Annotated in this window: 17 protein-coding genes and 1 tRNA gene; 7 read left to right on the top strand and 11 right to left on the bottom strand. The window is 70.9% G+C overall.

All coding sequences use genetic code 11. The annotated features are described in order from the left end of the window. Positions 1-99 precede the first annotated feature (99 nt). Positions 100-831, bottom strand: a complete 732-nt coding sequence (locus tag BLQ63_RS16645) for a hypothetical protein (protein WP_091037699.1) — start codon at positions 829-831, stop codon at positions 100-102. Positions 832-1,152: 321 nt separating this feature from the next. Then, on the bottom strand, positions 1,153-1,755 hold the full coding sequence (locus tag BLQ63_RS16640; protein WP_091037695.1) for a hypothetical protein: 603 nt from the start codon (positions 1,753-1,755) through the stop codon (positions 1,153-1,155). A gap of 129 nt (positions 1,756-1,884) precedes the next feature. Between BLQ63_RS16640 and BLQ63_RS16635 the strand changes: the two genes are divergently transcribed. Beyond that, complete coding sequence (locus BLQ63_RS16635; protein ID WP_091037691.1) at positions 1,885-3,630, top strand: N-6 DNA methylase; 1,746 nt, start codon at positions 1,885-1,887, stop codon at positions 3,628-3,630. A 42-nt stretch (positions 3,631-3,672) separates the two neighbouring features. Here BLQ63_RS16635 and BLQ63_RS16630 read toward each other — a convergent pair. Continuing rightward, positions 3,673-3,748, bottom strand: a tRNA-Thr gene (locus BLQ63_RS16630). 427 nt (positions 3,749-4,175) lie between these two features. On the opposite strand from BLQ63_RS16630, the gene BLQ63_RS16625 reads away from it, so the two are divergent. After that, a complete protein-coding gene (locus tag BLQ63_RS16625; RefSeq protein WP_143014956.1) occupies positions 4,176-4,931 on the top strand; it encodes a hypothetical protein in 756 nt (251 codons plus the stop codon). A 71-nt stretch (positions 4,932-5,002) separates the two neighbouring features. Here BLQ63_RS16625 and BLQ63_RS16620 read toward each other — a convergent pair whose 3' ends face one another. From BLQ63_RS16620 to BLQ63_RS16600, 5 genes are all read right to left on the bottom strand, one after another. Then, positions 5,003-6,982: a hypothetical protein gene (locus BLQ63_RS16620; protein ID WP_091037683.1), complete on the bottom strand. Its 1,980-nt coding sequence runs from the start codon at positions 6,980-6,982 to the stop codon at positions 5,003-5,005. Between the two features lie 238 nt (positions 6,983-7,220). Next, complete coding sequence (locus BLQ63_RS16615; RefSeq protein ID WP_091037678.1) at positions 7,221-9,818, bottom strand: Hsp70 family protein; 2,598 nt, start codon at positions 9,816-9,818, stop codon at positions 7,221-7,223. A gap of 190 nt (positions 9,819-10,008) precedes the next feature. After that, complete coding sequence (rlmB, locus tag BLQ63_RS16610; protein WP_091037674.1) at positions 10,009-11,016, bottom strand: 23S rRNA (guanosine(2251)-2'-O)-methyltransferase RlmB; 1,008 nt, start codon at positions 11,014-11,016, stop codon at positions 10,009-10,011. Between the two features lie 49 nt (positions 11,017-11,065). Next, positions 11,066-12,463 carry a cysteine--tRNA ligase gene (gene cysS, locus BLQ63_RS16605; RefSeq protein ID WP_091037671.1) on the bottom strand — a complete coding sequence of 466 codons (1,398 nt, stop codon included), beginning with the start codon at positions 12,461-12,463 and terminating at the stop codon, positions 11,066-11,068. 156 nt (positions 12,464-12,619) lie between these two features. Next, a complete protein-coding gene (locus tag BLQ63_RS16600; protein ID WP_218125306.1) occupies positions 12,620-14,356 on the bottom strand; it encodes a choice-of-anchor I family protein in 1,737 nt (578 codons plus the stop codon). 269 nt (positions 14,357-14,625) lie between these two features. On the opposite strand from BLQ63_RS16600, the gene BLQ63_RS16595 reads away from it, so the two are divergent. Then, positions 14,626-15,606, top strand: coding sequence for an ABC transporter ATP-binding protein (locus BLQ63_RS16595; RefSeq protein ID WP_091037668.1), 981 nt, complete (start codon positions 14,626-14,628; stop codon positions 15,604-15,606). Beyond that, positions 15,599-16,390 (top strand): ABC transporter permease, encoded by a 792-nt coding sequence (locus BLQ63_RS16590; protein WP_091037666.1) that lies wholly within the window; start codon positions 15,599-15,601, stop codon positions 16,388-16,390. Before BLQ63_RS16595 ends, BLQ63_RS16590 begins: the two co-directional genes overlap by 8 nt. A 238-nt stretch (positions 16,391-16,628) precedes the next feature. Here the strand turns inward: BLQ63_RS16590 and BLQ63_RS16585 are convergent, their stop codons facing one another. Both BLQ63_RS16585 and BLQ63_RS16580 read right to left on the bottom strand, forming a co-directional pair. After that, entirely contained in the window at positions 16,629-17,699 is a 1,071-nt protein-coding gene (locus tag BLQ63_RS16585) for an aspartate-semialdehyde dehydrogenase (protein WP_091037663.1), read from the bottom strand. Between the two features lie 2 nt (positions 17,700-17,701). Continuing rightward, positions 17,702-18,967 carry an aspartate kinase gene (locus BLQ63_RS16580; protein ID WP_091037659.1) on the bottom strand — a complete coding sequence of 422 codons (1,266 nt, stop codon included), beginning with the start codon at positions 18,965-18,967 and terminating at the stop codon, positions 17,702-17,704. Between the two features lie 143 nt (positions 18,968-19,110). Between BLQ63_RS16580 and BLQ63_RS16575 the strand changes: the two genes are divergently transcribed. The 3 genes from BLQ63_RS16575 to leuA all read left to right on the top strand — a co-directional run bounded on the left by BLQ63_RS16575 (position 19,111) and on the right by leuA (position 22,574). Next, positions 19,111-19,914: a hypothetical protein gene (locus tag BLQ63_RS16575; RefSeq protein WP_143014955.1), complete on the top strand. Its 804-nt coding sequence runs from the start codon at positions 19,111-19,113 to the stop codon at positions 19,912-19,914. A gap of 132 nt (positions 19,915-20,046) precedes the next feature. Continuing rightward, positions 20,047-20,625: a nitroreductase family protein gene (locus tag BLQ63_RS16570; RefSeq protein ID WP_091037652.1), complete on the top strand. Its 579-nt coding sequence runs from the start codon at positions 20,047-20,049 to the stop codon at positions 20,623-20,625. Positions 20,626-20,792: 167 nt separating this feature from the next. Then, positions 20,793-22,574 (top strand): 2-isopropylmalate synthase, encoded by a 1,782-nt coding sequence (leuA, locus tag BLQ63_RS16565; RefSeq protein ID WP_091037645.1) that lies wholly within the window; start codon positions 20,793-20,795, stop codon positions 22,572-22,574. Between the two features lie 51 nt (positions 22,575-22,625). On the opposite strand, the gene BLQ63_RS16560 is transcribed toward leuA, so the two are convergent. Next, positions 22,626-22,913, bottom strand: a complete 288-nt coding sequence (locus BLQ63_RS16560) for a DUF1905 domain-containing protein (RefSeq protein WP_091038030.1) — start codon at positions 22,911-22,913, stop codon at positions 22,626-22,628. Positions 22,914-24,643 lie beyond the last annotated feature (1,730 nt).

Here is a 24,643-nt window from a genome sequence, read left to right as displayed (position 1 = left end):
TTCCCGGGTGGACCGGTTGCGGCGCAGGGAGAAGGCCCCGAGGCGAATGCCTCGGGGCCTCACACCGTGTCGCGTTCGGATCCGCCGTGGGCGTCGCGTCTAGTTGGTGCAGTAGATGGTCGCGGTGCGGCCGAACTGGTCGATGGCCGGGAGGTAGTAGGACCAGTCGCCGGAGCACTCGCTCATGGCGATGGACTCGGCGTCGGCGTCCGCGCCGAGCCAGCTGGCCGGGTCGACCTCGACGGTGTCGATGAGCTCGGAGTCGACCGTGGCCGAGTCGCAGGGGTAGGTGCCGATCATGTAATCGGTGCTGGCGAAGCACTCGCCCTCGGCCGAGGGGTAGACCGGGGTGGCGCCGTCGACGGTCGGGTTGCCGAGGGCCTCCAGGCAGAACAGGTAGTCCACGTTGCCCGAGGTCTGGTCGTAGACCATGTTCCAGTCGGTCCAGGACGCGCCCGGGATGTTGGCGCCGACCTCGTCGCCGCACAGCTCGTAGATGGGCGTCGGGTCCGCGATGGTTCCGTCGGCCTCGGCGGTGATGCCCGGGTCGGCCTCGATGGCGGTGAGGGTCCAGAACGCCTCGGCGCTGTCGCACTCGATGGCGAAGGTGTCGGTGGCGCCGCCGACGGGGGGCTCGGGCAGGCAGTCGCCGGCGGCCGCGTCGGCCACCGCGTCGAACTGCTCGCTGTTGACCTCGTCGGTGGCGGTGTCGTCGGACGCGGCCTCTTCGAGGATGCCGCAGCCGGTGAGGGCGACGGCGCCGGCGACGGCGAGGCCGCCCACGGCGAGGAGGCGGCGGATGGAGCCGAGGGTCTCGGTGTTCGAGTTCATGAGCTGCTTTCTGTGCGGCGCCGCCGATCGGGTGAAGCGACGCTTCTGAGTTCAGTCGAGACCCTATGCAGGAGTCTCAACTACCGGTACGGCGGAACTCGTCACCCGATGCGAAGCCGGGCCTTTGACCTGGGATTCCTCGTCCGTTATGCGACCGTTGCCCTGGCTTCATGACGAGGATCACGATGGTTGCAATTCGGTCAAGAAGGAAGGAATCTTCATTGTTTACGGCGATCGCCTTGGAGTGCAGAGGAGGACGCGGGTTCCGCCCATGGTCGCCGCGTCCTCCCGTCTACGGGTGCCGGTGCGCGCACCGGTGCATCAGGCGATCTCGATGAAGTACTGGGTGCCCTCGAAGGACCAGAGGTCCTCGATGTAGAGCAGGTAGGTCTCGGCGTCGGCGGGGACCTCGACGCAGGCGCCGCCCGAGGTGGAGGAGCCGCCGGAGACCTCCCCGGCGTCCATGAGGTCGTTCTCGACCATGTTCAGGCAGTCGATGCTGTCGTAGAAGGTGCCGTCGGCCCAGATCCCGAACGTGGTGTCGATCCACAGCGAGCTGCTCTCGGTGCCGCTGTAGGTGCCCTCCAGGGTGACCAGGCTCTGCTGGAAGCCCTCCGCGGGCGCCTCGTTGTACTCGTTGGCGGCGAGGACCTCTTCGGTCGCGTCGAGGACGACGGAGCCGCCGACGGTCCAGTCGGTGATCTCGACGGTGGAGCCGGCGGGGAGCGGGGACTCGGGGCTGGTGCCGTCGCCGGTCGCGGCGGCCTCCTCGGCGCCGTCGTCGGCGGCCTCTTCGGTGGAGCCGGTGTCGCCGTCGGAGTCGGCTTCCCCGCCACCGCAAGCGGTCAGGGCGGCCAGGCCGATGAGGGCGGCACCGCTGACGGCGAGGAGGCGCTTGGAGATCTCGGGGAATTCGATGTTCATGGTCAACCTTCCGTGGGGTGTGGTTCGCGATTCGAAGCTTGTGAAGTTACTTCACGAGACTAGTAGACTGTGTCGAGCCTCAGCAACGCGGGGTGGGTTACGATTCGATAAATCCGACAGGAGTGCCGCATGACCACCCGTGACGCCGGTTCCGGCGAGACCATCACGCTGACCGACCTCGCCCGCCTCGCCGGGGTCGGCCGCAACGCCGTCAGCAACTGGCGCCGCCGCGAGCCCGACTTCCCCGCACCCGTGGACGAGTCGGCCCGCAGGTCCCGCTTCTCACTTGCGGCCCTTGAGGAGTGGGCCGAAGCCCACGGCCGCGCGCTGCACGTCACGGACGCCGACCGGCTCTGGTTCGCCCTCGCGGTCACGCACCCGACCGCCGAGGCGGCCCTGGGCGCGGTGGCGGCGGCGTTCGCCGACCTCGGCCCGCGGCCGAGGACCGGGCCCGCCGCGTTCGCGCCCGAGGCCGACCCGGCGCTGGTCGAGCAGCTGCGGAAACTACAGGACACGGAAGCGGGCGCGGACCTGTTCGAGTTCTTCATCGAGCGGGCCCGCGAGGCGGCGGGGACCGGGGTGCCGCCGGGCATCGGACCCCTCGCCGACATCGCCGCGATCGTGGCGGAGGCGGTCGCGGCGCCCTCGGTCCACGACCCGGCCTGCGACGAGGGGGACCTCCTCGCGGCCCTCGCCGACCGGATCGGGCACTGCGCGGCGCTCACCGGGAAGGACCTCTCCCCCGCCCGCGCCGCGATCGCCGAGCAGCGCCTCAGACTCCTGGACGACGAGGCCGACGTGCAGGCGCGCGTGGGCGACTCGCTGCTGAGTTCGCTCCCGGACGAGCGGTACGACCTGGTGGTGTGCGACCCGCCGTTCAACGTCAAGGACTGGGGCTACGACCGCCTCCCCGACGGGGACGACCCGCGCCTGGCCTACGGCACGCCCCCGCGCACCGAGCCCGAACTGGCGTGGGCACTGCACTGCGTCGCGCTCCTGGCCCCGGGCGGGCACGCCGTCGTGCGCATGCCGGCCCAGGTCGCGCACCGCCGCACCGGCAGGCGCATCCGCTCCGAGCTCCTGCGCTGGGGCGCGCTCAGGGCCGTGGTGGACCACCCGGAGGCCAAGGCGCACCTGTGGATCCTGGCCCCGAGGGGCGAGACGACCCAGGTCCTGGTCTCCAACGGCGGCGACTTCGCCGAAGCGTGGCGGAACTTCACCGCCGCGCCGAACGCGCCCGTCGCGACGGCGGACTCGGCCACGGTGCCGCTCATGCGGCTGTGGGACGAGGACGTCGACATCTCCCCCGCCGTCTACCTCGCCAGCGCGGCGGGGGACGCCGCGGACCTGCCCGAGGCGGTCGGCCGCCTCGGGGAGCGGCTCGGCGAGATCGCCGGACGGCCCCTGCCGCGCTTCGGCACCGGGGCCGAGGAGTCGGCGCCCGAGACGAGCCTGGGCGACCTCGAACGCGACGGGCACCTCATGGTCGTGCCGGGGGGCGGAGGCGGGGAGTCCCGCTGCGTGATCGTCGACCCGGTGGGCGAGCCGCCGGTGCGCCTGGGCCGGCGCGGGGACGCCGCGGAGACGCAGTGGACGATCACCGTCGAGCCGACGATGGACCTGGGCTGGATCGCGGCCGCGCTCGCGGCGCGGCTGCCGAGCGCGACCAAGCGGACGGCGACCGGCGCCAAGCGCCGCATCCTGTCGGTGAAGATCCCGCGGCTCCCGTTGGCCGAGCAGCGCAGGCGGGGGTCGGCCTACGCGAAGCTGGAGGAGCTGCGGGCGGCCCTGAAGACCTCGGAGGCGGCCGCGGCGGCGCTGGCGGCGGAAGCGGCGGCCGGGCTGGTGACGGGCGCGGTGACGGTGGAGGACTGACGGGTCCGCAGACGGCGAGCGCCCGGTCCGGAGACCGGGCGCTGGAGCCGCTGACAGGAGTCGAACCCGCGACCTGCTGTTTACAAGACAGCTGCTCTACCAACTGAGCTACAGCGGCTGGTCGGCGCCGTTTTCGCGGCGCGACGCCACGATTCTACTGGACCGGTCCGCGAACGTCGCCGTGACCGAGCCCCGGTCCGCGGGCCCGGGTCCGGGCCTTGAACGCCCGATTGCGGGTCGTGGCGGGCGCGGCCCGTTTGGCGGAAACCGAGAAACATAGGGGTCGAAACCGGCAGAGGTGTCGCCGGTGTTGTGGGAAGGCCACAACTATGGCGCCGTTCAGGTAGTCGATCCGTTGCGCTGGGTGCGGATACTGGTTCCATGACCCCTCGGTCGACCCCGCGGCCCGCTCCTTCGCCGCCGGCCCGCTGGTGATCCTCCTGAGGCCGCCTTGTGGTTCCGGGCCCGAGCGGCCCGAACCCCCCGACCCGGTCCGCGAAGCCTCGCGGGCCGCGCACCCCTGATCGAAAAGAGGCATGCCCGCCATGGAGACCACCCCTCGAAGCCGGGGCAACCCGGTGCTGCGCCCCGAAACGCTGGGAGGCGCGTTGGCGATCAGTCTGTTCGCCACCGCGGTCGCGATGCTCGTCTCCGGACCGCTCCTCCCCGCCGCCGGAGCGTTCGCGCTCTCGGCCCTCCTCGCGCTCACGGTCGCCGTGTCCGCGGCGAGCACCGCCGTGCGCGTGTGCGGCTGGGTCGGCGTCGCCGCCGCCTGGTTCCCGCTCGCGTTCCTCGTCCCGATGTCCGCCGTCGAAGCGTTCGACACGGAGTACACGGGGTTCGGGGAGAGCGTCCTGATCACCGTGCTGGTGTACGCCCAGTACGCCGCGCTCGTCGTCCTGTTCCTTTGGGCGGCATGGCGGCGGCCCCGGGCCGCCGCCGACGGGATCGCGGGCGAGGCGGCGCTGATCCTGCTCATGGCGTGGTCGCTGTTCCTCCTGTGGACCGATTCCATGCTCGACTTCGAGGCCTCCGATCACCCGCTGGTGCTCGGCCTCATCGCGGCCGCGCTGCTGCTCGTCGTCGCCGAGTACCGGGCGCAGGGCCGCGAGATCGCCTACGGGGCGCCGGCGTGGGTCTGCCTGGGCTCGGCCGCGTGGATCCTCGCGGAGGGCGGGGTCGAGGGCGGTCTCGACGGCGACTGGCGCACGGCGCTGTGGTGGCTGCTGGCCGTCCCGGTCCTGGCGATGGTCGCGCGGCTCGCGTGGTGGCGGGTCCGGTACCGGCCGCGGAGCGAATAGCCTTGCGGCCGAACGGGATGCGAAACAGGCCGTCCGGTCCGCGTCGCGGACCGGACGGCCTGTCGCAGTCCTTAACGAAGCCCGTAGGAGCGGATGGTGGTGTGCTCGACCTCGGTGCCGTGGTCGTCGAGTGCGGTCATGCGCACCGAGACCCACCGGGCCTTCCCGGGGTGGTCGAGTTCGGCGGTGGCGGTGTTCCCGTCGCGGTCGAGTTCGACCTCCTTCCAGGTCGCGCCGTCGTCGTAGGACACCTCGAAGGTCATGTCCTCGGCGTGCACGACCTGCTCGGAGTCGCGCCAGCGCAGGTCGAGCGTGATCTGTTGGCAGAGGTCGCGTTCGGCGTAGCCGCCCTCGACGCCTCCGGAGGTGAGCTGCACGACCGGCAGCGGAAGGGACGCGAAGTCGTCGCCGTCGGCGAGCTGGGCCGAATCGAAGCTCCATCGGACGCTGGCATCCGTGCCGAAGACGGAGGCGGTCGAGGCCCGGGTGACGTCGGCGCTCAGCGTGTAGCGTCCGGCGTCGCCTTCGGGGAGTTCGACCCACACCGGATCCCAGTAGAAGTCCATGTCCGTGGCGGTGGCGATGACCTCGCCGTCGCGGCTCAGCACCGCGTCGCCCCTGGCGCCGATGACGATCAGTTCCTCGTCGTTGCCGCCGCCGACCGGAGTGGGCTCGCCCCCGATGTAGTTCGCGCCTTCCCAGACCTCGCGGTAGAACTCTCCGACGCCGCTGGAGAGGCCGCCGTTGGGCAGCACCTGCGCGGTCTCGCCCGCCTTGAAGATCTGGTATCTGGAGACGAAGACGCCGTTCACGATGTCGCCGTTCACGTCGTACTCGCCGGCTTTGAGCACGTTCCTCCAGATGATCTCGGGGTCCGCGGTGTAGTACACGGTCCGCTCGGAGGGCACTGCGGTGGGGATGAGCCGGCACAGGCCGCTGCCGAGTTGGCGGCCGGTGTAGTCGCCGTAGTCGCAGGTGTCGGACGTGTCGGCGCCGTAGGGGGTGCCGAGGTCGCGGTAGGAGGTCGCGACGGCGGCCAGGTCCTCGTCGGCGACGACGAACGCGGTGTCGTCGGGGAAGCCGATCACGTCGTGGAAGGCGAGGTTGTAGGCGTACGGGTCGCCTGATCCCTCCGGACTGGCGAGGACCGGCTGGTAGAGGAATTCGAAGTCGAATTCCGGGAGGACGGGTTCGGGCAGCAGGAACAGGTCGTGCAGCGGCCCGAGGTGGGAGCCGAGGCCCATGTACGTGTGCTCGCTGCGGGCCCGGAGGTGGACGATGGCGCCGAGGTATTGCGCGTCGTCCCGCTCGACGTCGACGGTGACCGGGTCGGCGGCGGCGCCGTCGAGGGCGACCTTCACGGGTCCGTCGCCGATGGTGACGGTGGTCAGGCCGAAGACGAACTGGCCGCGTTCGGTGTCGGTGGCGTCGGACCAGTAGTCGCCGTAGATCACGTAGTCGCCGGGCGGGAGCTCGGTGCCGCCGATGCCGTCCTCGCCGATCGGGATGCGGCCGGAGCCCTCGCCGTCGCGTTCCTGCCAGGTGATGTAGGCGCCGTCGGGCGCTTCGCCGGCAGGGTCGAAGAGGGAGACGTTGAGCAGCTGGAGGTCCGCCGCGGCGAAGGTCTCCGCGGTGCCGGGGACGAGCCCCGCATAGGGGCGGTCGTCCAGTTCGGACTCCGAGGCGGCGGCGGCGTCGGTCTCGCCGGTGCGCAGGAGCTCGGAGACGTTGTAGCGCCTGGGGTCCTCGTCGCCGTTCTCGATCGCCTCGACTTGGTCGGTCGGGACGACGACGAGATCGCCGCTCGGCGACGGCGGCGTGATGAAGGAGGCGTCCTCGCGGCCCGGTGCGGGCTCGATCGCCTTGGAGCCGTTGGGAAGCAGGGTGACCCGGTCCCCGGTGGGAAGGACGACCGAGGTCGGCGCGGCCTCCTGGACGACCAGTGCGGCGTCGAGTGTCTCGGCGGTGGCGGCGGTGCCGCTCGCGAACACGGAGCCGGCGAGCACCGCGGCGGCCGCGACCGCCGATCCGATGCGTTTGCGTTGTCGCATGAGGTGATCCTTGGTGGGAGGCGCGGGCGGACCGGACGGCCCGTCCGCTTCGAGAGCGCTGCCCTGGAGCCGGAATGGTCGCAGGCCGAGTCGGCCTGCGCCGCTTGACGAACCGAAGCGAAAGTCCTCGGAGGGTCGGGCTCGCGGAAGCGCACCCCTCACACGAACGGGGGCCCCGGTGCGACGCACCCGGATCGGGGGTTCTTCAGATGAGCGGTCGCTCGCCTCAGGGGCGGCGCTACTTGTCGCGGAACGAGTAGACCTGCATCCCTTCGAGCGTGAGGCACGACAGGTGCGTGTCCGAGGCGTCGCAGGCGTACGCCTCCAGGCCGGTGCGCAGCTCGCTGCGGGACCCGTCGCGGCCCAGGCCGATCACGTTCCCGGTGCTGGTGGCGAATCCCGAACTGGAGGGCCAGGTCAGAGCACTGCCGCCGTCGATCGCGTCGTAGGTCTCCTCAAGGCTGTTGTTCTCCTTGTCGAAGCCCTTGTCGAAGATCTGGGTGCGCAGGTCGTCGCCCGCGTAGTACTCGACCATGAGGCGGTCGCCGAGCGGCTCGATGTCGCCGTAGCCGCCGTCCTCGTCCTCGAATTCGTGGACGAACTTCTCGCCGTCGGCGTCGTAGACCCTCCAGGTGTAGACGTCGGTGAGGTCCTCGATCGGCTCCCGGACGCACACCAGGGCCGCGCCGCAGGCCTTGATCGGGTAGTCGGCGAGCGTGCCCGACTCGACCTCTTCGCTGTCCACTTCGTCCAGATCGTTCTCGATGTCGTAGACGTTGAGGTCGTAGCCGGTCGTCTTGACGACGCCCACGTAGACCTTCCCGTCCCAGGCGAAGTAGTGGTCCTCGACGGTCTCGACCTCGCGTTCGGCGAGCAGATCGCCGGATTCGATCTCGTAGACGTGCAGCACGTTGTCGCTGGTGAGGGCCCAGACCCGGCCGTCGCCGTTCACCGTCTGCGCGGGCTCGGCGATGTCGTCGGGACTGCCGACGAGGTCCCAGGAAGCGGTCGTGACGCTCTCCTCGGCGTCGCCGAGCTCCCACTCCGCGACGTCCTCGCCGTCGGCGTCGTACACATTGAACGTGTTGCCGCTCAAGGGGGCGATGACGAGGAGGTCGCCCGAGCGGGCCGCGTCGCGCGCGGGGCTGGTGACGGTGTTGCGCGTCTCGCCGGAGTCCCAGTCGAGGAAGTAGTGCTGGAACGCGGTGCCGCCGTCGGCCTCGACCTCCTGCGAGAAGGAGATCAGCTCCTCGGAGACGAAGTAGGTGTTGTCCCAGCCGCCGCCGGGGAAGACCTTGTCCTCGCTCCAGAGCGGCTCGCCCGTGGCGGTGTCGACCGCCCGCACGTGCAGCTCCTCGCCGCTGGCGTCACTGGAGGAGGTCGTGTACGCGAACAGGGTCTTGTCGTCCCACACGCGGACCTCGTAGATCCCGTCGTTGACCTCGCCGGAGAACGCGGTCGCCGATCCGACCTCCGTCAGCTCCTCGGCGAACGGGCGCTGCTTGTACGGGTTCAGCATCCACCACAGGCCCAAGGGGATCGCGATCCCCAGGAGCACGACGACGACGCCGATCGCGATCCACTTCCGGGGGATGCGGCGCTTGGGCGCCTCGGGGGCGCTGCGCCGCAGCGCGATCGTCTCGTCCGAAGCGGGCGGGAGCGGCGGCAGGCTCCCCGCGGCCTGCGTGACCGGCGAGTACTGCGGCGGCGACGCCGGGGCCGCCGCGGGCGGGGTCACCGTCACCGGCGGCGTCACCGTGGCGACGGTCGTCATCGCCAGCGCCGCGCCCTCGCTGACGGGCAGTTCCGGCTGCTCCAGGACCGTCGGCGCGATGCCGAGCCCTTCGTGGAGCATCTTGGAGACCATGGGCATCCGCGACGAGCCGCCGACGAGGAACAGCCCCGCGAGCTGCTCGGGGCGCCGCCCGGTCAGGCCGAGGACCCGCTGGGTCTCCCCGACCGCGCGCGACAGGAGCGGGCGCGAGATCTGGTCGAGCTCGCCGCGCGTCAGGTGCAGCGACTGGGCCATGTCCGGGACCGTCACCGGCGCCACCGAGGAGCGCGACAGCATCTCCTTGGCCGCCCGCACCTCCTCCCACAGCTCGCGGCGGTTGCGCATCTCCGAAGCGCCGCTGGGCTGCTCCAGGCGCTGCCAGATCTCCGGCTCCTTCTGCCGGACGGTGATCCCGATGTGCGCGACGAGCGCCGCGTCGAAGTCCAGGCCGCCCAGGTCGTGCAGGCCGCCGTCGGCGAGCACCCCGAACGAGCCGTCCTGTCGCCGCTCCAGCACGGCGATGTCGAGCGTGCCCCCGCCGAAGTCGAACACCGCGAGGGCCTGGCCCGGCGCGAGCGGATGCGACAGGCGCGACGTGTAGTAGTGGGCGGCCGCGACCGGCTCGGTGAGGATCTTGACCGGCCGGTAGCCGGCCTGCGCGGCCGCGTCGTGCAGGGCGCCGCGGCGCTGCTCCGACCACGCCGCCGGGCACGTCAGCACCGCGTTCGGCAGGTGCCCGACCGATTCGATCGCCGTGCGCGCCACCCGCGAGAGGATCGCCGCGAACGCCGCCGTCACCGGGATCTCCCGGTCCCCCAGCAGCATCGTGCCGTCCGAGACGCGGTGCTTCGGGTTCGGCTCGAACCGCTCGGGGGCCGTCAGGCCCAGCCGTTCGGCGTCCCTGCCCGTGTGGATCGCGCCCGAGGGGTCCAGGAACACCGCGGAGGACATGACCGGGGACCCGTCGAACAGCAGCGGGCGGGTCCGGCCGTCGGGCCAGACCACGACCGCGACCGTGTGCGAGGTACCGAGGTCGACGCTGAGCAGGTAATCGGCCGGCATGCGGGGCAGCTCCGGGGGGCTAGGCAGTGCGGGATCGCTTCAGGTTAATCCGGTGCGGCGACAAGTGCGGGCACGGGACCACCCATTGTGGGAGACGGCTTGGCGACAGCACCGGACCCGGCCGGGTCCGGGCGAGGGGTCGCGACCGGAGCACCGGCCCCGCGGAGCGCGTTCCAGGGGCCGGCGGGCGCTAACGGCGCTGGCGCTGCACCTCGGCGAGGGCGATCGAAGCCGCGACTGAGGCGTTGAGCGACTCGACGGCGCTGGCGATCGGGATGCCCACGCGGTGGTCGCAGGTCTCGGCCACGAGGCGCGAGACGCCCTTGCCCTCGTCGCCGACGACGATCAGGAGCGGGTCGCCGGCCACGGGCAGGTCGAACACGTCGACGTCGCCGCCGCCGTCGAGCGCGACGGTCATGAACCCGGCCTGCTGGCAGGCCTGGATGGTGCGCGTCAGGTTGACGACCTTGGCGACGGGCAGTCGCGCGGCCGCACCGGCGGAGGTCCGCCAGGCGACGGCCGTGACGGACGCGGCGCGCTTGGACGGGATGATGAGGCCGTGACCGCCGAACGCGGCGGCGGAGCGGATGATCGCGCCGAGGTTGCGCGGGTCGGTGACCCCGTCGAGGGCGACCAGCAGCGGGGCGGTGCCCGAGGTCTGGCTGATCTCCAGGAGGTCTTCGAACTCGGCGTACTCGTACGGCTCGATCTGGAGGCCGATGCCCTGGTGGAGGGCGTTGTTCGTGCGCCGGTCGAGGTCGCGGCGGGCCAGTTCCTTGATCGGCAGGTCGCGGTTGCCGGCCAGGCGCACCGACTCGGCGACCCGGTCGTCGAGCTCGGTGCCGAACGCGACGTACAGGGCCGTGGCCGGGACCTTCGCGCGCAGGGCCTCCAGGACCGGGTTGCGCCCGAGGATCATCTCGGCCTCGTCGGAGCGGCGCGTCGTCGGGCGGGTCGGCTTGACCCTGCCGATGTTGGTGGTGCGGCCCTCCGAGGCGGCCTTGGCGCGCTCGGTGGCCTGCTTGCGCTGCGTCTTCTGGGGCTTGTCGTCGCCGGTGTAGGACTTGTGCCAGGGGCGGTCGGTCGCCTTCAGGGTGCGGCCCTTGCCCGCCAGGCCCTTCTTGCCACCGCCCGAGCCGATCTTGGGGCCGGCCTTGCTGGTCTTGCGGCGGTTCGGGTTGCCACCCTTGGTGCTCATCGGTTCAGATTCCCCAGGTAATTCGGTCGTCGGAGGCAGGCGGCTTCGCCTAGTCCACAGTCCACACGGGACCGCGAGGGGTGTCTTTGACGGTGATGCCGGCGTGCGCGAGCTCGTCGCGGATGCGGTCGGCAGCCGCGTAGTCCTTGCGGGCCCTGGCGTCGGCGCGCTGTTCGAGCGCGATCCGCACCAGCGCGTCCACGGCGCCGGTGAGCTTCGCGTCCCCCGGGTCGTCCCAGTGCGGGTCGAGCGGGTCGAGGCCGAGCTGGTCGAGCATAGCTCGGACGCCCGCGCCGATGCGGCCCGCGGCCGCGTCGTCACCCGAGTCGAGTGCGGCGTTGCCCTCGCGGGCCGCGTCGTGGACGACCGCGACGGCCGCGGGTGTGTTGAGGTCGTCATCCATGGCGGCGGTGAACGCGGGCGGGAGGGGCCCGCCGATGGTCGACTCGACCCCGAGCGCCTCGGTCGTACGGTGTACGAAGTTCGAGAGGCGGTCCCACGCGGACTGGGCCTCGCCCAGGGCGGTCTCGGAGAAGTCCAGCGGCGACCGGTACTGGGCGCTGGTCAGGTAGTAGCGGATGTCGGCGGGCCGGAAGCCCTTCTCGCCGAGCGCCGGGACGCTGAGGGTGTTCCCGAGGGACTTCGACATCTTCGTGCCCGCGAGGTTGAGCATCCCGTTGTGCACCCAGTAGTCCGCGAACCCGAGCCCGGCCGCCCGCGACTGGGCGAGTTCGTTCTCGTGGTGGGGGAACATGATGTCGGTGCCGCCGCCGTGGATGTCGAAGGCGTCGCCGAGGTAGCGGCGGGCCATCGCGGAGCACTCGATGTGCCAGCCGGGACGGCCCGGGCCCCACGGGGAGGTCCAGGAGGCGTCGGCGGGCTCGCCGCTCTTGTGGGCCTTCCACAGGCCGAAGTCGCGCGAGTCGCGCTTGGCGCCGGGCTCGGCGGTGGAGAGCATGTCCTCGGGGCGGCGGTGCGACAGCTCGCCGTAGTCGGCCCAGGAGGCCACCGAGAACCAGACGTCGCCGGCGGGGGTGGCGTAGGCGTGGCCGCGTTCGACGAGCATGGCGATGAGGTCGATCATCTGCGTGATGTGCCCGGTCGCGCGCGGCTCGTACGTGGGGGCGAGGACCCCGAGGGCGGCGTAGTCGCGGGCGAGGACGCGCTCGTTCTCGTAGGCGATGGCCCACCAGGGGCGGCCCTGCTCCTCGCCGCGGACGAGGATCTTGTCGTCGATGTCGGTGACGTTGCGCACGTAGGTGACGTCGTAGCCGGTGCGGCGCAGCCACCGGATGAGCACGTCGTAGGTGACGCCCGAGCGCAGGTGGCCGATGTGGGGCGGGCCCTGGACGGTGAGCCCGCACAGGTACACGCCGACATGGCCGGGCTTCCGGGGCTGGAAGTCGCGAACGGATCGGGTGCCGGTGTCGTACAGTCGCAGGCTCACTCGTCAAGTCTAGACAACCGGCACGCGCCCATACGACGCCGAGCCCCGCGTGTCAAGCCCTGTGACCGAAGCCCCATCGGGGCAAGCGAAAACGCGCGGCGGCGATGTGGGTCGCCGCCGCGCGACCGACCGGTCGGACTCCGGTCGGGGGTGGCGCTAAGCCGTGCGGCGGCGGGCCAGGACGATGGCGCCGCCCGCGAGGGCCAGCACCGCGGCGAGGCCGACGAGCAGGCCCGTGGCGCCCGTGCCGGTCACCGGCAGCTGCGGCGAACCGGTAGCGCCCTCGCTCGGGTCGCCGTCGCCGCCGTCGCCCCCGAGGTTGTCGGCCACGTCGTACAGGGTCGTGGTCCCCGAGACCTCGTTGCCGACCACGATCATGGCCCGCCCGGTCGGCGAGTCCGCGGCGGCGACGAACTTGATCGACTCCGGGCCGAGGTCGCCCGCGTCGCCCTCACCGGGCTCGACCGCGAAGTCGCGCTCGGACACGTAGTCGACGAACGAGGCCGAAGCCGGGTCCGTCACGTCGTAGACCATGACGCCGCCCTGGCGCTCCAGCCCGACGAACGCGTACGTGCGGTCGCCGACCTTCCCGACCGCGACCGCCTCGGGCTCGGGGCCCTTGTCGTCGGAGCGGTCGTCGAAGTCGTTGGACTCGTTGTCCGCGTTGAAGTGGTCGGCGTAGTCGGCGGCGATCAGGGCCTCGAAGTCGTCGCCGGAGTCGAAGACCAGCTCACCGCCGGTCGTCCAGATCGAGAACGAGCGCGAACCGAACGAGTACAGCTCGTCGTAGCAGCCCTCCTCGGTCTCGCCGAGGCTCGCGGTGACCTTCAGGCGGCCCAGCTCCTCCTCGGACTGGAGCTCGGCCAGGTCGACGCCCGCGAACGCGTCCGCGCACAGCTCCAGGTCCTCGACGCGGGCCTCCTCGGAGTATTCGCCCCACTCGCGCACATCGCCCTCGTTGGCGGTGACCAAGTACGTCTCGCCGCCCGTGGCGTAGGCCGCGATCGTGTCCGGCAGGTACAGGCCCTGCACCGGCCAGTTCCGGATGCTGACCGCGTCGTCCTTGTCGGACGCGTCCAGCCCGTTCCCGGGGGCCGAGTGGTCCTTCGTGCCCAGCGCGTGGACCGCGGTGACCTCGCCGGCGGCCAGGTCCACGGTGGCGATCGCGTTGTTCTCCTGGAGCGTCACGTAAGCGGTCGCGTCGTCGATCGCCGTCACGTACTCCGGCTCGATCCCAGCGGCGACGTCCGACGGGTCCGGGCCGAAGACCCGGAAGCCCTCGGGCAGGTCCTCGTCGCCCGAGGCGTACGCCGCGAAGTCCGCGGTCCGCACCTCCCGGGCCTCGACGTCGATGATCGAGACGGTCCCGTCGGGGTCCGCCGCGTAGTCGTCGGAGGGCTCGCCCTCGTTCGCGACCACGATGTACTTCCCGCCGGGCGTGAACGTGAGGCTGTCGGGGAGCGCGCCGGCGGCGAACTCCGCGATGAACTCGCCCTCGGTGCTGAACAGGGCGACCCAGCCGGCGTCGGTCTTCACCGGCGCCTCCACGGCGACCGCGACGAGGCCGCCGGAGACCGCGACCGAGTTGGCCACCGCCCCGTCGACGCCGATCGCCGCGGCGACGTCCAGCGAGGACTCCTTCACCGGGGCGGCCGGGTCGGCGACGTCCAGGACGTCGACCACCGCCGCCTGCGCGTTCACGGTGAACACCCGGTGCGACTCCGGGTCGTACGCGACGATCTCGGCGGCGCCCTCGGCGAACACACCGGAGTCGTACGTGCCCAAGGGGCTGATCGAAAGAGCGGGTTCGTCCTGCGCGGCGGCGGGGGCGGCCGGAACGGCGAGGACCGCGAGGCCGATGGCCAGCGGGGGAACGAGCAGGCGCTTGAGCACAGTGCGGCTCCTGTTCTTCAGTTGGGACGGGAGGGACGGACCCAGTCCACCGACCATAGGGAACCCGCACCGGAGCGAGGCGTGAACCGAACATGAACAGCCGAGCGCGAAACGACGCGAGTAGTACCCCAGTACTGCGCAAACCGCCCGCTCCTCCCTGAGGAGGACACCGAAACCGGTCCGAGCGCCGATGCACGGGCGCGCGCGTCCTCCATAGACTGGCAACGTCCAAGACCCGCGAAACCAGACCGCTGAGAACTGGAGCCCCCTTGATCACCGCGAAGGGTCTATACAAGCGCTACCGCAAGACGGTGGCCGTAGACCAACTCTCATTCGACGTCAGGCCCGGCGTCGTCACCGGATTCCTCGGGCCCAACGGCTCGGGCAAGTCCACGACCATGCGACTCATGCTCGGCCTCGACCACGGCGGGGGTGAGACCCTCTTCGACGGCGAGAAGTTCACCGACATCCGCCGCCCCATGAACAAGGTCGGCGCCCTCCTCGAGGCCAAGCCCTTCCACCCCACCCGCTCCGCCCGCAACCACCTCCGGATGCTCGCCAGCGCCAACGGCGTCGGCGAGAAGCGCATCGACGAGGTCATGGAACTGGTCGGCCTCGGCACGGTCAAGCGCAAGAAGCCCAAGGGCTACTCGCTCGGCATGGCCCAGCGCCTCGGCCTCGCCCAGGCGCTCCTGGGCGACCCCAAGATCCTCCTGCTCGACGAGCCCACCAACGGGCTCGACCCGCACGGCATCCACTGGATGCGCGACATGCTCAAGCACCTCGCCTCCGAGGGCCGCACCATCTTCGTCTCCAGCCACCTGCTGTCGGAGATGCAGCTCATGGCCGACGAACTGGTCGTCATCGGCCGCGGCAACATGATCTTCAACGGCGACGTGGACCAGTTCGTCCGCGACTTCACCCAGTCCACCGTCATCGTCCGCAGCCCCGGCGCGGACGGTTTCGTCCCCGCGCTCGAAGGCGCGGGAGCCGAAGTCGCGAAGGGCAAGGACGGCGAACTCGTCATCTCCGGCATGGAGATCGGCGCGGTCGGGCACCTCGCGTTCACCGAGAACGTCGAGCTGTCCGAGCTGTCCACCCGCAGCGCCTCGCTCGAAGAGGCGTTCATGTCCGCGACCGGCTCCTCGGAGGAGTTCATCGCGGCCGAACCGGTCGCCGCCGGTGCGCCGGCGGCTCCCGCCGCGCCCTCCGCTCCTGCTACTCCGTCAGGTGGTACCGAGAATGCTTGACGCTCTGCGTTACGAGTGGACGCGGCTGACGACGCTGCGGTCCACGTACTGGCTCACCGGCATCGGCGTGCTCTGCGCCCTGGCGATCCCCGTGATCGCCGGCATCGCGGTCTCCGACATGCCGCTCGACCCGGAGTCGCTCGCGACCGGCCTCAACGGCGGCGCCGCGTTCGGCATCCCGTTCCTGGCCGTGTTCATGGCGATCATCGGGATCTTCGCGACCGGGCACGAGTACCGGCACGGCACGATCCAGCCGACGCTGACGGCGCTGCCGCAGCGCTCGCGGCTGATCCTCGCGAAGATCCTCGTGGTCTCGGGCGTCACCGTGGTGGTGACGGTGCTGTCGGTGGCGCTCAACGCGCTGGCGATGCAGCTGCTGTGGGGCGACGTGCCGGGCCTGTTCGAGGACCCGCTGCGCTCGGCCCTGGTCGGGTACCTGGCGTACACGCTGATCTACACGCTGGCGGGGCTCGGCCTGGGCCTGCTGTTCCGGGGCGTGCCCTCGGCGCTGGTCGTGATCTTCCTGGTGCCGCTGATCGTCGAGAACCTGATCTTCGGGCTGTCGTTCCTGCCGTCGGTGGACTGGCTGGTGCCGGTCGTGAAGTTCCTGCCGTTCTCGTCGGGGGCGCGCCTGATGGCGGTCGACCTGTCGGCGATGGACATGGGTCCGGGGATGCCGGACTTCGACTACTTCGGCCGCTGGGGCTCGGGCGGGGTGTTCGCGGTCTTCGCGGCCCTCATCATCGCCGCGGCCTGGACGCTCTTCAAGAAGCGCGACGCTTAGAACAGCGGATTGTCGGACCCGCCGGGCACCCTCGTATCGGGGGCCCGGCGGTCGGCTTCTGCGGACACTGGCGGTGCCCGCGGATCGCGTGTCGTTCGAACACCGTTTCGTCGGACCCCCGTGGCAGGGTTCTTGCCAAGGGACGCCCGATTCGCGAAACGACCGGTGTCCGTGGTGCCCGCCGAACGCACGGCGGCCCGGGGCTCCCACCCCGGGCCGCCGTTTCGCCGTCTTGCGGTTACGCCTGCGCCGCTTCGAGTTCGCGGCGCACGAGGTCGGCGGTCTCGATGGAGTTGAGGGCCGCGCCCTTCATGAGGTTGTCGGCGACCACGAAGAACTCGAGCGAGTTCGGGAAGTCGATCGACTGGCGGATGCGCCCGACCTGGGTGCCGCCCTTGCCGACCGAGTCGATCGGCATCGGGAAGACCATGTTCGCCGGGTCGTCCACGACGTCGACGCCCTCGGCCGCGTTCAGCACCCGGCGGGCCTCGTCGACGGTCACCTCGCGGTCGAACGTCGCGTGCACGACCTGCGAGTGGCCCACGGCCACCGGCACGCGCACGCACGTCGAGGCGACCTTGAGGTCGGGCAGGCCGAGGATCTTGCGGGACTCGTTGCGGACCTTCAGCTCCTCGGAGGTCCAGCCGTCGTCCTTCCAGCCGCCGACCTTCGGCACCACGTTGAGCGCCAGCGGCGCCCCGAACGGGGCGTTGAAGTCCTCGCCGAGGATCGCGCGCACGTCGCCGGTCTCGGTGCCGACCCTGTCGGCGCCGATGAGCTTCTGGACCTGCGCGTACAGCGCCTCCAGCCCTTCCTTGCCCGAACCGGAGGCGGCCTGGTAGGAGGCCACGGACATCGACACGAGCCCGAAGTGCTCGTCGAGCGCCGCGAGCGTCGGGATGAGCGCGAGGGTCGTGCAGTTCGCGTTCGCGATGATGCCCTTGGGGCGGTGCAGCGCCGCCTCGGCGTTGGCCTCGCGGCACACCAGCGGCACGTCCGGGTCCATGCGGAAGTACCCGGATTTGTCGATCACGACGACGCCCTTGGCGGCGGCGACGGGCACCCATTCGGCGCTGACGTCGTCGGGCAGGTCGAAGTGGGCGATGTCGATGCCGTCGAAGACGTCGGCGCCGATCGCCTGGACCTCGATGGTCTCGTCGCCGACCTGCAGGAGCTTCCCGGCCGAGCGGGCCGAGGCGATGAGGCGGACCTCGCCCCAGTTGCCGCGCTCGGCGGCGATGAGGCGGCGCATGATCGAGCCGACGACGCCGGTGGCGCCGACGATCGCGACGTTCAGCTTGCGTCCCATGCCTATCGCCCCGTCCCCGCGTAGACGACGGCCGCTTCCTGGCCGCCGAGTTCGAACTTGTCGTGGACCGCGCGCACCGCCGCGTCGAGGTCGGTGTCGCGGCAGACCACGGAGATGCGGATCTCCGAGGTCGAGATGATCTCGATGTTCACGCCCGCGTCGGCCAGCGCCTGGCAGAAGTTCGCGGTCACGCCCGGGTGCGAGCGCATCCCGGCGCCGATGAGGGACACCTTGCCGATGTTCTCGTCGTAGATGAGCTTCTCGAACCCGATCGGGCCCTGGTGCTTCTTCAGCGCCCCGGTCGCCTTCGGGCCCGACTCCTTGGGGAGGGTGAAGGAGATGTCGGTGTGGCCGTTGCCGGAGGTCGACACGTTCTGCACGATCATGTCGATGTCGATCTCGGCGTCGGCGATGACCTGGAAGATCGCGGCCGCGGCGCCGGGCTTGTCCGGGACGCGCGTGACGGTGATCTTGGCTTCGGAGCGGTCGTGCGCGACGCCGCTGATGAGTGCTTGCTCCACGGGCAGCTCCTCCATGTAACCCGACACGAGCGTGCCGGTCTTGGTCGAGTACGACGATCGGACGTGCAGCGGCATCCCGTAGCGGCGGGCGTATTCGACGCTGCGCAGGTGCAGGATCTTGGCGCCCGAGGCGGCCATCTCCAGCATCTCCTCGAACGTGATCGTGTCCAGCTTCTTCGCGTTGGGGACGATGCGCGGGTCGGCGGTGAAGACCCCGTCGACGTCGGAGTAGATCTCGCACACGTCCGCTTCGAGCGCGGCGGCCAGGGCGACGGCGGTCGTGTCCGACCCGCCGCGCCCGAGCGTGGTGATGTCCTTGGTGTCCTGGCTGACGCCCTGGAACCCGGCGACGATCGTGATGAACCCCTCGTCGAGCGAGGAGCGGATCCGCCCGGGCGTGACGTCGATGATGCGCGCGACGCCGTGCGCCGCGGTCGTGATCATGCCCGCCTGCGAGCCGGTGAACGACCGGGCCTGGAAGCCCAGGTTGTTGATGGCCATCGCCAGCAGCGCCATCGAGATGCGCTCGCCGGCGGTCAGCAGCATGTCCAGTTCGCGCGGTTCGGGGACCGGCGAGACCTGCGCGGCGAGGTCGAGCAGTTCATCGGTGGTGTCACCCATGGCCGAGACGACGACGACGACGTCGTCGCCGCGCTTTCGCGTCGCGACCACCCGCTCGGCGACGCGCTTGACGCGCTCGGCGTTCTCGACCGATGATCCGCCGTACTTCTGCACGACTAGCGCCACAGGTGTCACCTCACTCAGCTGTTGTCTCCGGCGGCTCACGGCCGCCCGGCCGAGCCGTCGTCACAGCGACGGCCATGTCACCTTAACCGCGACCACCGGTGTGTCGCCAGGTCGTTCTGGGTGATGGGACAGAGAATCGGCGGGTGGCACACATCAGGACCGGGACGGCAGTGGCGGCGCTCACGGTGTCCCTCGCGCTCGTACTCGCGGGCTGCGGCACCGCGACCGCCGTCGACCAGCCCGAGCCGGCCCCGCGGCGCACCAGCGCCCAGTCGGCCCTCATCGGCCGCGTCACCAAGGCCCTCGACGCGACCTTCACCGCCGAGTACACGTGGTCGGAGGGCGGCACGGTCACCGTGTGGGCCGCCGACGACGGCACCTGGCGGGTCGACGTCCCCGACTGGGCGCTCGGCGGCACCGTCGACGTCACGGTCGCGTGGACCACCGGCGGGTTCTTCCAGTGCGCGGCGAACCGGTGCGTGAAGCTCGCGGGGATCACCGGGGAGATCCCCCGCGCCTTCGACCCGCACGTCCAGCAGCCGTTCGTGGCCTGGCTGCCGCAGCTGCTCGACCGGCACCTGCCGTTCGCGGTCTCCCAGGAGGGCGACTGCTTCACGCTCACTCCGAACACCGTGGTCGTCGACACGCCCATCCCCGCCGGCGAGTGGTGCCTCGACCAGTCGGGGACGATCCTGTCGGTCGCCAGCGGCGCCTTCGGCACGCTCGAACTGGCCGCGCCGCCGACCGCCGCCGCCGGCACGGTCGAGCTGCCGGGCGAGATCACCGACGAAGAGCCGTTGGGGCGCAAGGCACCCGAGGAGCCGAGCCCGTCAGTGGACCCGTCGGCGACGCCCTCCCCCGGGGCGTCGGGGACGCCGAGTCCGGATCCGTCGGGGACGCCGTCGCCGAGTCCGACGCCCTCCCCCAGCGCGACCGCCGGAGAGTAAGGAAGGCGACACGAGCAGCGGTTCGACCGGCCCGGCGTGGCACTATGAACGGTGGCGACGACGCTGACCGGCCCCCGCCGGGCGACCCGACCGGAGCCCCGGCAGGAGCCCCCTGCTACCGAAGGACCGCGCATGAACGCACCGACCGACCGCCACGCACAGACCGCGGTCCCCATCCACCCCTTGCTGGCCGCACGCGCCTCGACGCGCGCGTTCGCCCCCGACGTGGACCTCACCGACGCCCAGGTCACCGCCCTGCTCGAGGCCGCCCGCTGGTCCCCGAGCGCGGGCAACACGCAGCCGTGGCGGTTCCTGCTCGCGAAGCGCGAGACCGGCGAGTTCAAGCGCGTCCTCGACTGCCTCGACCCCGGCAACCGCGACTGGGCCTCGCACGCCTCGGCGCTGCTGGTCGGCGTCCGCACCGACGCCAACGCGAAGGGCCCGCTCCCGCACGCCGCCTACGACCTCGGGCAGGCCATGGCGCACCTGACGTTCCAGGCCGCGGCCGAGGGGCTGACGGTACGCCAGATGGGTGGTTTCGACGCGGCGGCCCTGGCCGCCGAGTTCGAGCTCGCCGCGCCGCTCGTGCCCACGACCGTGATGGCGATCGGCGTCGCCGGCGACCCGTCCTACCTGCACGAATCGGTGGCCGGACCCGACCGCAACCCTCGCGTGCGCCTCCCGATCGACGAGCTGCTCATCCAGCCGTGACGGCCGCCGGCGCCTGATAGGACGGCGCCGCGCCGTCCCAGTATCCGGGCGTTCGAGTCGACCGGGGTATACGCCGCGGTGTACGCTCTCGGGGTCATGCGGTTTTCCATGCTCCTTAGTCGCCGCGGCGGGGCCAACTAGGTCGGCTCCTCGTCGCGGGTTCTCGCATGCCGGCTGGATCAAGCAACTACGGCTCAGACCACCAGCGACACTTCACAGGAGCATCCGTGACTTCCACGTCGACCAGCGGCGCATCGTTCGCCGAGCGCGCGAAGCGATACCAGCCCTACCATTCCCAGTTCAGCGTCCCCATGCCCGACCGCACCTGGCCGGACAGGATCACCGAGACGGCGCCCGTATGGTGCGCGGTGGACCTGCGCGACGGCAACCAGGCCCTCATCGACCCGATGACCCCCGACCGCAAGCGGAAGATGTTCCAGCTGCTGGTCGACATGGGCTACAAGGAGATCGAGGTGGGGTTCCCCTCGGCTTCGCAGACCGACTTCGACTTCGTGCGGATGCTGATCGAGCAGGACCTCATCCCCGACGACGTCACCATCCAGGTCCTGACCCAGTGCCGCGAGCACCTGATCGAGCGGACCTTCGAGAGCATCCGCGGCGCCAAGCAGGCCATCGTGCACTTCTACAACTCGACGTCGACGCTGCAGCGCCGCGTCGTGTTCGGCCTGGACAAGGACGGCATCACCGACATCGCGACCCAGGGCGCGCGGCTGTGCCTGAAGTACGCCGAGATGCACACGCCCGACACGGCCGTCCGCTACGAGTACTCGCCGGAGTCCTACACGGGCACCGAGCTGGAGTACGCCGTCGAGGTGTGCGCGAAGGTCGCCGAGGTCATCCAGCCCACCCCCGAGTGGCCGCTGATCCTGAACCTGCCGGCCACCGTCGAGATGGCCACCCCCAACGTCTACGCCGACTCGATCGAGTGGATGCACCGCAACCTCCCCGACCGCGAGTCCATCATCCTGTCGGTCCACCCCCACAACGACCGCGGCACCGGCGTCGCGGCGGCCGAGCTGGCCGTCCAGGCCGGGGCCGACCGCGTCGAGGGCTGCCTGTTCGGCAACGGCGAGCGCACCGGCAACGTGTGCCTGGTGACCCTGGGCATGAACCTGTTCAGCCAGGGTGTGGACCCGAAGATCGACTTCTCCAACATCGACGAGATCAAGCGCGCCGTCGAGTACTGCAACCAGCTGCCGGTGCCCGAGCGGCACCCGTACGCCGGGGACCTGGTGTACACGGCGTTCTCCGGCTCGCACCAGGACGCGATCAAGAAGGGCTTCGCGCACCTGGAGGCCGACGCCGCCGCGGCGGGCGTCCCGGTGGACGAGTTCACTTGGGGCGTACCGTACCTGCCGATCGACCCGAAGGACGTCGGACGCAACTACGAGGCGGTCATCCGCGTCAACTCGCAGTCGGGCAAGGGCGGCGTCGCGTACGTCATGCAGAGCGAGTACGGCTTCGACCTGCCGCGGCGCATGCAGATCGAGTTCAGCGGCGCGATCCAGCGGCACACCGACGCCTCCGGCAAGGAGGTCTCGACCACCGAGATCCACGACATCTTCCGCCGCGAGTACCACCCGGAGTACCAGCCGACGCCGCGCCTGGTCGTGGAGGACCACAACACGGCGTACGCCGACGAGAAGCTGACGCTGGACGCGACGATCGTGCTCGACGGCCTGGAGCAGAAGGTCTCCGGGACCGGCAACGGCCCGCTGTCGGCCTTCACCGATGCGCTGAGCACCGTCGGCGTGCACGTCGAGGTCCTGGACTACGCCGAGCACGCGCTGTCGGCCGGCCAGCACGCGCAGGCTGCATCCTATGTGGAGTGCGCTATCGAGGGCAGGACCGTGTGGGGCGCCGGCGTGCACCCGAACATCGTCCTGGCGACGATGCGCGCGGTGGCGAGCGCCTACAACCGGGCGTAAGAGCTCGTTGACGGGGGCGGGCCGCGAAAGCGGCCCGCCCCCGTCGGCGTGTCAGAGGTCGAGCGCCAACCGGACGGTGACCTCGTCGCCCTCCTCGACGCCGGTCGCCTTGCGGACCGCGGCCTTGACCGGGACGATGTAGCGGCCGTCCTTGGGCCACAAGGAGGTCGTCCAGGAGACCTGCCCGATCCAGGCGGTCACCGGAATCATGCCCCAGCCATAGCTGACCGCCCCGGAGGCGGCCGCGAGCTCACGGCACCCGGCTTCGGGAACGGTCACGAAGTACCAGGGCGCGGGCCCGCGCCAAAACCAGACCTCACCGGAGAACTCGAGTTCCATGCCGCCGAGCATAGGAACCGGCACCGACACTCACGGTCCAGGGCGCGACGCTCACGCCGATCACGCGGGATGCCGTGCAGTTAAGGCTCTGCGCAGCCTGCGACATCGGACGGTCGGCAGCGCATCGCCGTGAAGCGGCACTTTGCTTGCGGCCCAAGCGGGATCGGCAAAGCAGAGAGTGGCCACGCGGCCGTGCATCGCTGGGCCCGAGCTGCATCTCGTTCGCGGCTCGAACGGAAGGCGAGTGGTACACAGAAGTTCAAGCGGGAAGCGACGGAGTGGTGGGTGGTAGGCCGAGGGCGCGTCGCTGATCCGGGCGGCGGTTCGCTAAAGCTTCGAGCGGGCGGCGACGAAGCGGTCGGTGGTGGGTCGGGGTGTGTTGCCGGGTGTTTTGCTCGGTGGTCGTGGTTCGAAGCGGTGCGAGGCGAATGCGGGGCCGGGCGCGACGTCCGTGGCCTCCGGTGCCGGTGGATGGTGCGGGGTACTTCGCCGATCCCGAAGCATCGCTTCGGGTTGCGGTTCGGGCGGGCGCCGACGGTGCGTTGTGCGGTGGGCCGGGGGTGGGTTGCCGACCTGGGGCGCCGTCTCGGTTGTGGCTCAAACGGGCGGCGATGATGAGGTGGGGCGGGGTCGATGGCGGCCTTGAGTGCCGTCTCGGGCGGGGTCAGAGCGGGCAGCGACGAAGCGGTTGGTGGCGGGCCGGGCCTGTGTTGCGGCCCCTGGGCGCCGTCTCGGCTGTGGTTCGAGCGCGCCAATGCGGAGGTGCGTGGCGGGGCGGGGTACTTCGCTGATCTCGAAGCGACGCTGCGGCTTACGGTTCGAGCGGGCACCAACGGACCAGCGGGCCGGGCCTGCCGTGCCGACTCTAGGCACCGTCTCGTTCGCGGTTCGAACAGGCAGCGACGAAGCGGTGAGTGGTGGGCCGGGCCTGTGTTGCGGCCCCGGGGCGCCGTCTCGGCTGCGGTTCGAGCAGGCGGCGACGATGAGGTGCGTAGCGGGCGGGGCGTGTGTTGCCAGGGCCTGCCCGGTGATGGCGCGGCAGTGGCAGTGGTGGTGGGTGTGGTTGCGGTGCACGGTCGCGCCCGCGAGGCGCACCATGGTGTCGGTGTCGGTGGGTGTGCTGGTGTTGGTGTCGGCGTTGGTGGTGTTGGTGGGTGTGCCGGTAGTGGTCATGTCGGGGTCTCCTCCTTCCTGCTCCAGTCGTCGGCGTCCTGCGGTAGGCCCCCTTGCGATGGGCCTCTTGCACTGAGCACCACCGCACCGGCCTCGCCTTTGGCTTCGGCTCCTCGGCGCCCGTTCCCACTCCCGCCCCTGCTCCCGCTTCTGTTCCTGCTCCTGTGCCGGTTCCCCGCTCCTGCCCTGGTGGTGCTGGCAGGCTGGGCGGGTACCGGTCGGCGTGCAGGGCACCGGCGTGGGTGCTGGTCCCTTGGGGTTGGTGCTGGCAGTGTGCGCGGTGGCATCAGACTGCCAGCCCCCAGGGCGCGGGCGTAGTACCGGGGTAGTGATGCCCGGCGCCCGTGCTCGAGCGTGCGGGTACCGCACCCGGGGTGCGGGTGGTGTTGGGTGGTGGTGGTGGTGGTGGTGAATGGTGGTGCCGGGTGGTGCTGCTTGCGGTGGTGGGTGTTGGTCGGGACTGTCGGGGTGCGCGTGGATCGGGCGCAGATGCCAACCGGTCGTGATCATCGCAGGTGGCGCTTCAGAGGGCCTTTGCCTACGGTATGTGCCTCGTT

Source organism: Glycomyces harbinensis, from assembly GCF_900101745.1.
GTDB lineage: Bacteria > Actinomycetota > Actinomycetes > Mycobacteriales > Micromonosporaceae > Glycomyces > Glycomyces harbinensis.
Note: the sequence above shows the minus strand (reverse complement) of the source record. Positions and strands in the feature narration are given on the sequence as shown.